The 11,408-nt window shown below is 45.4% G+C and carries 9 protein-coding genes and 1 pseudogene; 8 read left to right on the top strand and 2 right to left on the bottom strand.

Annotation, left to right across the window (positions count from 1 at the left end; all coding sequences use genetic code 11):
- Window positions 1-132 precede the first annotated feature (132 nt).
- Window positions 133-552 (top strand): GrrA/OscA1 family cyclophane-containing rSAM-modified RiPP, encoded by a 420-nt coding sequence (gene grrA / locus DO97_RS22085; protein ID WP_072016394.1) that lies wholly within the window; start codon window positions 133-135, stop codon window positions 550-552.
- A gap of 30 nt (window positions 553-582) precedes the next feature.
- On the opposite strand, the gene dnaN is transcribed toward grrA, so the two are convergent.
- The gene (gene dnaN, locus DO97_RS07605; RefSeq protein ID WP_036532210.1) at window positions 583-1,725 is read right to left on the bottom strand and encodes a DNA polymerase III subunit beta; all 1,143 of its coding nucleotides are present in this window, start codon (window positions 1,723-1,725) and stop codon (window positions 583-585) included.
- A 457-nt stretch (window positions 1,726-2,182) separates the two neighbouring features.
- A complete protein-coding gene (gene dnaA / locus DO97_RS07600) occupies window positions 2,183-3,565 on the bottom strand; it encodes a chromosomal replication initiator protein DnaA (RefSeq protein WP_036532369.1) in 1,383 nt (460 codons plus the stop codon).
- 374 nt (window positions 3,566-3,939) lie between these two features.
- Between dnaA and DO97_RS30925 the strand changes: the two are divergent.
- The 7 genes and pseudogenes from DO97_RS30925 to DO97_RS07565 all read left to right on the top strand — a co-directional run.
- Window positions 3,940-4,167, top strand: a pseudogene (locus DO97_RS30925) (IS982 family transposase); the annotation flags it as partial.
- A gap of 921 nt (window positions 4,168-5,088) precedes the next feature.
- On the top strand, window positions 5,089-6,588 hold the full coding sequence (locus DO97_RS07585; RefSeq protein WP_036532207.1) for an NHLP bacteriocin system secretion protein: 1,500 nt from the start codon (window positions 5,089-5,091) through the stop codon (window positions 6,586-6,588).
- Between the two features lie 60 nt (window positions 6,589-6,648).
- A complete protein-coding gene (locus DO97_RS07580) occupies window positions 6,649-8,844 on the top strand; it encodes an NHLP family bacteriocin export ABC transporter peptidase/permease/ATPase subunit (protein WP_036532205.1) in 2,196 nt (731 codons plus the stop codon).
- 87 nt (window positions 8,845-8,931) lie between these two features.
- Window positions 8,932-9,822, top strand: coding sequence for a hypothetical protein (locus DO97_RS07575; protein WP_036532203.1), 891 nt, complete (start codon window positions 8,932-8,934; stop codon window positions 9,820-9,822).
- A 329-nt stretch (window positions 9,823-10,151) separates the two neighbouring features.
- Complete coding sequence (locus DO97_RS23795; RefSeq protein WP_156120486.1) at window positions 10,152-10,301, top strand: hypothetical protein; 150 nt, start codon at window positions 10,152-10,154, stop codon at window positions 10,299-10,301.
- Window positions 10,302-10,350: 49 nt separating this feature from the next.
- Window positions 10,351-10,875, top strand: coding sequence for a hypothetical protein (locus DO97_RS07570; protein WP_156120485.1), 525 nt, complete (start codon window positions 10,351-10,353; stop codon window positions 10,873-10,875).
- Window positions 10,872-11,138: a hypothetical protein gene (locus DO97_RS07565; RefSeq protein WP_036532199.1), complete on the top strand. Its 267-nt coding sequence runs from the start codon at window positions 10,872-10,874 to the stop codon at window positions 11,136-11,138. The genes DO97_RS07570 and DO97_RS07565 overlap by 4 nt, the downstream gene beginning before the upstream one ends.
- The last annotated feature ends 270 nt before the right edge of the window (window positions 11,139-11,408 follow it).

Below are 11,408 nucleotides of genomic sequence, written 5' to 3'. Positions count from 1 at the left end.
AATGTTACTCTGGGCTATCAGGTCAATAATTGGGATAGCGCATCAATCGAATCAGCGCTTTTTGATCGGAAAATCATATTTTTCAGGCTACGTTCGATAAATCGTTGATTGCAGATTGCAGGAAAGATACAAATGGACATCAATACAACTACGGGCTTCGTTGGTCTCTTGCTAGCCCTATCAGCATTGACATCGCCGGAAGCCATGGCTCGTGTCAACTCATCGATTGAAAACCCTCAGCCACCCACCATTGAAGCTCGGATGGCAGAAATTACCGCAACCTTAAGACAAAGAGAGACGCTCTTAGAAACTACATCTTCAGCAACATTACCGCAACCGTCCCCAGAAGAGATCAAACTAGCCAGAGCTGCTTGGGGAAATGGAGGGGGACGTGGGGTTGCTGTGGGCGGTGGAGGTGCAGCGTTCCGCAATAGTGGTGGTGGCGGTGCTGCCTTTCGCAACAACGGCGGTGGGGCGTTCCGCAATGGCGGTAGCTGGGGAAATGGCGGTTGGCGGGATGGTGGGGGCTTTGCTGACTTTCGCAACTGGTAGCTTTCCCCTCAAGCCCAACCTGTCTGTCCATTAGGGGCGAATCTGAACCGGCATCACAAGATAAGTCAGTTTTAGACCGCCCAGGGGTGTGAGTACCACTGGGCTGGTCGCTGTATTGAGCTGAATTTGCATATCAGCCGTTGTGAAGGTCTTCAAGCCATCCGTTAAGTACTTGACATTAAAGGCAATTTCCAGGTTCTCTCCAGACACTTGGGCTGGGATAGACTCCAAGCCACTGCCCACGTCTTGAGCATCCGCAGAGAGCTTCAGTTGCTGCAGCACACTATCAATCGTGAACTTAACGATGCTATTTTTCTGATCCGCCAGTACAGCAATCCGTTCCAGTGCCCCAAGGAGCAGGCGGCGATCCACCGTTATCTGACGCACAAACTGACGGGGAATCAATTGCCGATAGGCAGGATATTGACCTTCCAAGGTACGACTAGTGAGGCGCTGTTCCCCCCATTCAAAGACCACTTGACCTTGATCAATCAAGAGGGACAGAGGCTCCAGAGAGTGACGCACCCCCAAAAGACGCTCCAGTTCCCGCAAGGCTCGGGCAGGAACAGTGACCTCCAGTCCCGTTTCCAGATTGGACTCCGTTTCATCCTCTGCACCCTGAGTTTGCACCACTGCTAATCGATGGCCATCTGTGGCAGCAAATTCTAAATAATCGGGTTGTAACAGCAGGTGCACCCCTGTCAAGATTTGTTTGGTTTCGTCTGTACTAGCAGCAAATAAAGAGCCATGGAGTCCCTCCAGCAGCGCATCAACGGGCAAATGGGTGGCTTCCTGCCCCGTAATGACAGGCAGTTCTGGAAATTCTTCGGCTCCCATACCCCTGACCTGGTAGCTACCGGAACCAGATTGCAGCGTTACTAGCGTTTCACCTGCAGCAGCATCCAGGGTGACGGTATCACCAGGTAAGCGAGACACAATATCGTTCAGCAACTTGGCGGGCAAAGTTAGACTGCCCCCCATCTCGACTTCCGCAACAAAGCTCGTATGCATTCCTAGACTCAGATCAAAGGCGGTAAACCCCACCCGCTGAGTCTCTTCGTCTGCCACGACTCGGACATTGGCCAATACCGGATGGGAGGGCCGTGACGGCACCGCACGACTGACAAGAGAGAGGTGCGTATTCAGATCGTTTTGAGTGCAGACGAATTTCATAGGAATCTCGTAGCAGACCGGAGTAACTTGCGAATGCCTGCTTCTCCAGCTAAATCTTTGTTGGAGCATCCTAACACTCCTGATTCACAACAATCCAGTTGGAATCAATCTAACGCTGGCTTTAAACGGTTCCGGATCTAGATCTTTTTTAAAATAGTAGTAGTAGGGGCTGTGGAAACTGTGGAAAAAATTTTAAAGACCAGCTTCCATCAGGGCTTGAGTTACTTTTGACCTGTGGAAAACCTGTGGAAAAAATACCCTATTTTTCCACAGGGTATTTTTACTTGGATAAGTTTTCCCCGCTCATGGCAGAGTTTTCCACAGACGATCCACAGAAATTTCCACAGAAAAGACGAGGTTTTCCACAGGTTCATCTGTTCTTTGGAAAAATTTACAGGAAAAAGATATAAAAATTTGTACTATCTTGAATCCTCAAGAGTCATTTGCCTCAATAAACTTAATTGCGGCTTTGGGCGCGGCTAGCTAGGTTGATGCGATCGCCCAATTGGCGGAGGGTTTGGGCAATGGTGGGATCATTGTCTTTGAGTTGGGCGATCTTTTCGCAACTATAGAGAACGGTCGTATGATCCTTACCTCCAAATTCCTCTCCAATCTTGGGCAGACTCAAGTCTGTATGGTGTCGCATCATATACATGCCAATTTGTCGGGCTAGGCTGATCTCCCGGCGTCGGGAGTGTCCTTTCAGCTCTTCAAGAGTGATGCCAAAGGTGTCTGCGATCGCTGCCATTACAGTTTCGGGCAATGCTTCCACCTTTTCGGAAGCTGGATTCAGGACTGGCGAAATGTTATCAACGGTCATGGGGAGGCCGGAAATTGAAATATAAGCCACCGCTCGGATCAAGGCTCCCTCAAGTTCTCGAATGTTTGAGGTGTAGCTAGATGCGATGTACTCAATCACGGTGCGGGGCAGTCGCATGTTCTCGTATTCGGCTTTCTTTTGCAGAATTGCCATTCGGGTTTCTAAATCCGGTGGTTGGATATCAGCAATTAAGCCCATAGAAAACCGCGAACACAGACGTTCTTGCAGGCGGGGAATCTGGCTGGGAGGTCGATCTGAGGCCAGAACGACTTGTTTGCCTGCTTCGTGGAGCGTATTAAAAGTGTGGAAGAATTCTTCCTGGGTATATTCCTTGCCTTCAATAAACTGGATATCGTCAACGAGGAGCACATCGACAGCTCGGTAGTGCTCTCGAAAACTTTGCATACTGTCTTTGCGGATGGCCGCGATCAAATCATTGGTGAATTGCTCGGTAGAGACATAGAAAATCCGAGCATCAGGATGAATTTCTAAACGATAGTGACCAATCGCTTGCATCAGGTGGGTTTTGCCAAGTCCAACGCCTCCACACAAAAACAGGGGGTTAAACTCCCGTCCGGGGGATTCTGCCACCGCCAAACAAGCGGCGTGGGCCATGCGGTTGTTCGAACCGACCACAAACCGAGAAAAAACATACTTAGGGTTCAAGTCAGCTTGACGGGGGCGATTGGTCTGGGTCGGTTCGGGAGTAGCAGACACTGGGGGGATGGGCCACAGAAGTTCCGGATCTCCCAAGGTTTGATCCTCGCCCCCATTGGCGATGGTGATGTGAATATCAACTGGATACCCTAGGACATCCTGCACCACCTCGCCAATGGTTTTGATGTAGTACTTTTGGAGCCAATTACGGGCAAAGGGATTGGGGGTCTGTATCACCAGACAACCCTCCTCTAGCCGCTCTACAACTGCTGTTTTGATCCAGGTTTCAAAGGTCGGGCGACTCAGTTGTAGCTGAAGCCTCTCCAGTACTTGATTCCACAGATTTTCGAGAGAAAGGTCCAACACAAGCCTTTACCGTGAGTGTCATGGCGAACTCCTCCCGTTCCATTCCTAGAGGCAAAGACCGCATCTAGCTCGATAGCAGCCAGGAAACCACTCGCTATGCCTCGGAAAGCCCCTGGAAGGGGAGGTAGTCTTTCACCTTAGCAAATTCTATCGGGTGAAAAAACCGGGGTGGCTCCCTGGCTTCATTTTTACACTGCCAATCCCATCAGGACAGTTCTCTCATTACCGTTTTCCAGTAACAAATCACTACAGCGCTGTTAGGGCTTCGCAGGATCACACTTCCAGACCATATCAAACGTGAGTTCGGGATAAGAAAAGGGCGGAACAGATAGGCTGGAAGTACCAAAAAATCTTCATACCTCCACCGCCCTATATTTAGTCTAGAAGCCATATTTAGTCACGTCGATGATATCTGCCAGCAGTTTGAACTGCAATGGCAACAGCATTTGTTGAGTAGTGGAGCGATGCAACGACAGCGAGAACGCGGACTGTGTAACAGCGAGATTATGACGATCTTGGTCGCTTTTCACCAGTTGAGCGATCGCAACTTCAAACGCCCATTCAAGCGCGAAGTTCATCCCCTAGAGATCTTTCCAGGAGGGGCTCATAGGAATAGTCTGATGTTTAGTACAACATTGGGACAGCCCAATCAGCTACATACATCTTACAATTCTCGAATGGTTTGATCTATATTTTATCTATACCAGTTACGGACAACGACGCATCTATCGCTGAGAGAAATTGCGAAGAGAATCAATCGCTTTCAAAGTAGTCTTTCACGGAAGATTAAACGCAATCAATTTCAGGATGGGAGTTATTTGCCAGACACAGCCAAAGCCAAGGCTGAGCAACGAAGACGAGCAGCAAAGCCAAAGGCTAAAGAAATTTAAGCGAACTGTTTAGAAGAGATACAATAAGGGTTGGCAGCGTATCACAGTCCGGGAAAAATATCAGGTCGAACAAAAATGAAAGGCAGGAAATGACTCAGTCATGAAAGCATCTACAAGCTGATCTATACGAGGAAGGATTTCAGGGCGAATATGGATAGAGGAGCGTCCAGAGATCGCCAATCTTAAAATAGAGATAGGACATTGGTAAAGCGTTGTAATTATCGGTGATAATTACAACTAAATTATAATCAAATATGTGGATAAGACATCAAAATTTATATTAGCTTGTTTAGTAAAAAAAACATCTGAGGCGATCAATGCCGTTACATTAGACACTGATGTACTTCAGATTTGAACTGGCGAAATAAAATGGGTAACGGCAGCGATTGAGCTAAGCGTTCTAGCTTGACCTGTTTGACGAGTTGTAGGCTTCCAACGACAAGCACTAGGAGTAGATAGATTGCCTGGTGCAGTTCATTGTCCAGAATTTTCTGATATTGTTTAGCTATCATTTTGATAGGATAGCTCGGGCTTACTATTTCTGACCTATATTTTTTTAACTTATCGTGCTGCTGTATCTCTGGCTATATCAGGCTCCCAATCGCCTTTGTCCCCCTGCTAGGTAATTTCATGAGTCAGAAGCAACTGTCCTCGAAATCATTGAGCGAAACAAATCAAGCAAAGCTTACCTTTCGAGCGAAGGCATTAGAAAATATTTCATCATCAGAAATATTTCGCCAAAGACTTTCTGTCCGCAGCTTAACTCCCTGGTTTGCTTTATCTGTTTTAGGTACAATTGTATTTGCAATTTTGCTCTGGAGTATTTTCGGAAAAATTCCTGTGACCGTTCAAGGGCAAGGCATTTTACTACGTCCTCGTGAAGCTCCCGGCAAGCCACTAGAACTGAGTAACTTTGTCGCTCCCGGTGAAGGACGGATTGACCAGATACTGGTTCAGGAAGGTGATCAGGTTCAGGCTGGTCAGGTATTAGGCTTGATTGATCAACCAGATTTAAAGCTACAACTGAGAAACAAAAATAGAGAGCTAAAGCAGCTGAGAGACCAACAAGACGCATTAGCTGGTTTAGAAAGTGAATCCAAAGATCTCACTCAAAGGGCTATCTTAATTAAAAAGCAGACTATCAAGGCTGAAATCAAATCGCTCCAGGAGAGGGCAAGCTTCATTAGGAATACAAAGCTTAAATCATTAAAAGTGCAATACCAGGGTTTGAACAGCCAACTGAATCGAATGAAAGCTTTAGTAGATCTCCAAGAAACCAAAGTTTCTCGAACAGAACCTTTGGTTAAAGAGGGGGCGATTTCAGAATCCTCATTTATTGAAATTAAGGAAGAGGCGATTAGATCTGAAAACACTTTGAGCCAAATACAGTCTGATATTGAGAAAGTTGATGTGGAAATTACTACGGCAAAGGAGGAATATCAAAATACTATTGATCGAATTGCTGAACTGGGTGCTCAAATCAACGAGTTGGACAGCCAATTTATCAATGTTAATTTACAGGATCAAACCCGGAATGAAGAGCGTAAACTAAAAATTGAATCTGTTAAGGGTGAAATTTCTCTACTCGAATTGACCCTGCGGCAACGTAGCCAAATTATCAGTCCCTACTCAGGTATTATCCTGGATATGCTTGTCTCAGAGGGACAGATTGTTCAGCTTGGGACTCCCGCTGGTCAGATTCAGCTCAACAGATCCCCGTCCGTTCCCTTAACAGCCCTGATGTATTTCACACCTGGAGATGGCAAAAAGGTTGTTCCAGGTATGAAGGTATCCGTAACTCCTGATACAGTTAAGCGGGAAGAACATGGAGGGATTAATGGACGGGTCTTATCTGTGACTCCCTATCCTGTTAGTGAACAGTCAGCTCAAGAATATACTGGTGATAAGACCATTGCTGAAGCTTTGACAGAAAAGGGACGGAAAATTGAAGCTATTATTCGGTTAGAAGCCGATCCTAAAACCCCAAGTGGCTATATTTGGACTGCATCAAAAGGCCCTAACTTTAAAATTACTTCTGGGTCAATTGCTACGGGTTATGTCACGCTTGAGGAAAATCCTCCAATCACCTATGTATTGCCTATTCTTCGTAAATGGACTGGACTTTATTAATTTATTGATTACTCTAAAAGTCATGACTATCTTTTCTTTTTATCAGCCTGTTATTACATAATGAAAAATATTCCTCAGCGTGTTTCAACTCCTACTATCTTACAAATGGAAGCAGTAGAATGCGGTGCTGCTGCTCTAGCCATCATTTTAGGCTTTTATCATTGTTATGTTCCTCTGGCAGAACTGCGTCAGGTTTGCGGTGTATCTCGAAATGGTAGTAAAGCATCCAATATTGTCAAAGCAGCAGAAAAATATGGACTCAAAGCTGCAGGCTATCGGCTTGAGCTTGAATCTACTCAAAAGCTTTCGCCTCCCTTTATTGCTTTTTGGGAATTCAATCACTTTGTCGTCTTAGAAGGGTTTGAAGCCCAATTCGTTTACATTAATGATCCCGCAGTTGGACGACGTCGGATTAGCCTGGATGAGTACGATCGCTCCTTTACAGGTATTGTTTTAACCTTTAAACCGGATACAAATTTTCGCACCAGAGGCCAGCCCCCTAAAATTTTTCCCAGTTTAGTTAGACGCTTTATTAAAAGTAATTCAAAGCTTGAACTCATTTATTTAGTAGTTGCTGGTTTTTTATTGACTATTCCTGGTCTGGCAATAGCAATTTTTTCCAAAACCTTTATAGAAAATGTTTTGATTGAAAATCGACTGGACTGGCTCAGACCTCTACTGAGTTTTATTACTGCTATTGCCTTGCTACAACTGTTGCTTTATTTTTGGCAGTATCAGGGACTGCGTAGACTACAAAATCGTCTGTCAATAATTTTCTCGGCTGAGTTTATAGAACATATTCTTTGCTTACAAACCAGTTTTTATGATCAGCGATCGCCCGGAGAAATCGGTAGTCGGTTCATGCTTAATAATGCTGTTGCTCAACTTCTCTCTGGTGAACTAAGTAAAACCTTGATTGACATTGTTATGATGTCAGTTTATGGCATCATAATGCTAACTTACAGTATACCATTAACATTAATTGCATTATTGCTGGCTGGGATCAATGCACTTGGCCTGCACTGGTTTGCTCGGCAAAGAAGGGATACAAACTTACGCCTGGGTTTAGAGATGGGGCAGGCGATGGCCACCACAATTAGTGGACTACAAGCGATCGAAACAATCAAGGGTTCTGGGCTTGAAACTTACTTTTTTAACCGCTGGGCAGGTCTGTACTCAAAAGCTATTAACTCTCAACAGGAGCTAGCAGTCCCCACACAAATTCTCGGTATTTTACCGTCAACTCTCAATTCTCTGACCAATATGACCTTGATTATTGTAGGTGGCCTACAGGTCATGAAAGGTGAGATGAGCCTGGGTATGCTGGTTGCCTTTCAAGCCTTGATGCAACTATTTCTTGAACCAATTCTACGTCTGGTCGGAATGGGTAGTATTTTACAAGAAATATTTGGTGACATTGCTCGTCTTGACGATGTGCTGGATAACACAGTTTCTAAAGATCAAGATTTTTTTCAGTTTGCCTCTCCTACCCCCAACTCAACTGAACAGGTTGAATTTCGAGGACTCAAATTAGAGGGTAAAGTCTCTCTTAAAAATATTTTCTTTGGCTACAGTCCGATTGATCAGCCATTTATCGAAAACTTTAATCTATCAATTGAACCTGGGCAACGACTTGCGATTGTAGGCGGGTCAGGTTCTGGCAAGAGTACAATCGCAAAACTACTACTTGGCGTTTACCAGCCCTGGCAGGGTGAAATCTTACTTGATGATATTCCTAAAAAGACCATCTCCCGTGCCGTTTTGAATCAATCGATTGGCTATGTTTCCCAGGGTAGTGTCATTTTTTCTGGAACGGTTCAAGAAAATATTACATTATGGGACAAAACGATTTCTGATCTGGATCTTGTGCAGGCGGCGGTGGATGCTAATATTCACCTAAAAATTATGACTTTACCAGTGGGCTACCAATCCTACCTGCTGGAGGGGGGAATGAACCTGAGTGGCGGAGAACGTCAGCGGCTTGAGATTGCCCGTTCTCTGGTCAGGAACCCTACGATTTGTATCTTTGATGAGGCAACGAGTGCGCTGGATACTGAGGCGGAGGAACAGGTGATGCTCAGCTTACAATCCAGGGGACTAACCTGTATATTCATCGCCCACCGACTCAGTACTATTCGAGACTGTGACCACATCCTTGTGATGGAGAAAGGTAAGGTTGTTGAACAGGGAACTCATTCAGATCTCTGGCAAGAAAAAGGAGCTTACTATCGGATGCTGTCGATTCAGAGCGAATGAAAAATGACACATTCTTAGCACACCATTGCTATATCTGACGTCTATAGTTAAATTATTCACAGTTCAGTCATTTCTAAGGAAATATTTATGAACGAGACAGAAGGTCAAGACATTGAACGGCAACTCACCTCGCAAGAGCTAGAAGGCATTGCAGGCGGCTTTTGGGACGAGGTTGGGGACTTTTTTGGCAAAGTGGGTGGGGGTATTGTCGCTGGTCTTTCCGAAGTAGGCAAAGGTGAAATGAAGCGGGGCTACATGGCTACCGGGGATTACGCTGGAACAAAAGAAATTGATGCGAAATACCCCAGCATGAGTGATGTCTATAACTCCGCGAAAGATACCGTAGGAGCAAAAATTGGGGGAGGAAGTGTGGTTGTTGCTGGGGTTGCTGGTGCCATTTACGCTGGTGGTTCGGCTGTCGCTGGTTCTTTGAGCACTCTAGGGGCGGTTGCTATTGTTGCAATACCACTCTCGCAGCTAACAAGTCGCAATAATTCTAGCGGATCTGTAGGCAGTATGCCTAAACCTATAAGTTATGGTTCAGACGGAGTACCAATCTATCAAATCTCTAGTGTTTCTTCCAGTATCTCTGGTTTACAGATTAATGAACAGTCCCCGATCGGTGAGCAGCTTGTTGGAAACACTGTAAACAAGTTTTGTTCTGCTGAGCTACTCCAGAAGATGGGTATTCCTGATGATGCCCGTGTTGTTGGCTATGTCAGTGCCAAAGATGCTGATGCCAATTTCGTGAAAGAATTCAAAGCTGACTCTGGCTTGAACGACAATGCCAAGCTGGGCTATCTCCAGGTAGATTACTCAATTAATTCTGGAAATAATGAAACCCTTATAGTCCACAAGAATGTACCCTTGATCGATCTCGGCAACACCCAGCAGAATAATGCTGAGGAAACGAAACCTGCTACAGGAGGGATAAAACTTCCTGCATCTTCTAAAGGGTTGGGCAGGATCTCACCCTAATTGCCAGTATGGGCGAAATGAAATCCGCCTTAGACCTCTCTCAGCTTGCACTCTTAGCAATTCATCTTCAGCCCACGTTCGATCCACTCTATTAACTCCCTAAGGATATCGCTAGATCCAGGGACTTTTTCATTGTTCGACCAATTCTCAGACCCATGCTAACGGCAAAATCGCCAGAGTATTGACACACCCTGAGCACACTACTGCCACACCCACCTCCTACAGTTACATCATCAACAGTTCAGTCATTTTAGAGTCACAGGATTGGCACATCGGTTGACTATTATCAAACTGTTCATCAATCATTCAACCATTACTCAGGAGGCTTTATGAACGAAACAGAAGGTCAAGACATTGAACGGCAACTCACCCCGCAAGAGCTAGAGGGCATTGCTGGCGGTGGCGCAGTTGATGATTTTCTCGGTGAAGTGGGGGGGTCGCGTTTTAGAATTTGGTTACACTGTTGGACAAGCGTTTAAGGGGCTGTACTACGATGTAACCTCCGACGGTTTCAGTAACATTGAGAAAATGCGTGACATTCAGCAAAATACTGTCTCTCGGGCAGAACAGGTTTATATAGATACTAAAGACTCAGCCGGAACAAAAGTTTTGGGGGGTGGCGTTCTTGCTGTCGGTGCTGCTGCTGCCATTTACGTGGGTAAGGGTGCTGCTGCCGAAGCTTTGGCCGTGCTTGGAATCGGTGTCATGGTTAACAATTCAAGGTCAACCTCGTACTCTCCAAACGTCCCTTCAAATGTCACTTCCCGCTCTCCTAGTCAACAAGGAATGATTAATGAAATGATCAAGTGGTCCAGCTTGAAAGATTTACAACAGAAGCACTTGGACAACGGCGGTTCATTTAGCAATATGCCTCAAAGTCTTTCTTCCAGTATCTCTGGTTTACAGATTAATCAACAAACCCCGATCTGTGAGCAATTTGTTGGTAACACTGTAGACAAGTTTTTTCTTCTGAACAAATTCAGGCTTTGGGCGTTCCTGCTGATGCCCGGATCCTTGGTTACCGGGCAACTGGCGTTTCGGATGACTTTGTGAGAGGAATTCAGGCTGCGGGCTATAGCGGCGATGTCAAAGCAGGCTATTTAAGGGTAGAGTGGGGATCCGCTGCTGCTGGTCAAGTTGAGGGGATGGAAATTCCCATGATTGAGTCTCTTATTCCGACAAACAAAGTTGAGGAAACCAAATCTGTTAAGGCAAGTAATGATATTGATCCAAATCAAGCCTCTACCTCATCCTCCAGCCAGTTTGTTCCCAGGTGGTTAAAGAATGCTCCTAAAGGGGTCACATATAAAGGTTAATACTACCAACCTGTAATTCTAACAACCCGCTTTGAATCAACTTCATTCCCTCCCTCAGACCAGGGGAATTTCATTCTAAATAGAGGTAACGATTTTTGAGCATTTCAGCGATCGAGAGATAAAACCTCTGAAGTCTAGAATCGCGCATTCTCGTAGATGCATAAAATACTAAAATTTAGAATGAAACAGCCCTGCCCTCAGACTGCCCTCACTCCGAGGTTTTTTTCATGGTTTAACAAACGACTCAACCCATTCTAACGGGACAATCTC

The organism is Neosynechococcus sphagnicola sy1, assembly GCF_000775285.1.
GTDB lineage: Bacteria > Cyanobacteriota > Cyanobacteriia > Neosynechococcales > Neosynechococcaceae > Neosynechococcus > Neosynechococcus sphagnicola.
The sequence above is the reverse complement of the archived record's forward strand: the minus strand, read 5'-3'. Positions and strand labels throughout refer to the sequence as shown.

Bases quoted from the DNA above. Each gene is read 5' to 3' on its own strand.
- DO97_RS07570 (WP_156120485.1), top strand. From the start codon at position 10,351: ATGCGTGACATTCAGCAAAATACTGTCTCTCGGGCAGAACAGGTTTAT.
- DO97_RS07575 (WP_036532203.1), top strand. From the start codon at position 8,932: ATGAACGAGACAGAAGGTCAAGACATTGAACGGCAACTCACCTCGCAA.
- DO97_RS23795 (WP_156120486.1), top strand. From the start codon at position 10,152: ATGAACGAAACAGAAGGTCAAGACATTGAACGGCAACTCACCCCGCAA.
- DO97_RS07585 (WP_036532207.1), top strand. From the start codon at position 5,089: ATGAGTCAGAAGCAACTGTCCTCGAAATCATTGAGCGAAACAAATCAA.
- dnaN (WP_036532210.1), bottom strand. From the start codon at position 1,725: ATGAAATTCGTCTGCACTCAAAACGATCTGAATACGCACCTCTCTCTT.
- DO97_RS07580 (WP_036532205.1), top strand. From the start codon at position 6,649: ATGAAAAATATTCCTCAGCGTGTTTCAACTCCTACTATCTTACAAATG.
- grrA (WP_072016394.1), top strand. From the start codon at position 133: ATGGACATCAATACAACTACGGGCTTCGTTGGTCTCTTGCTAGCCCTA.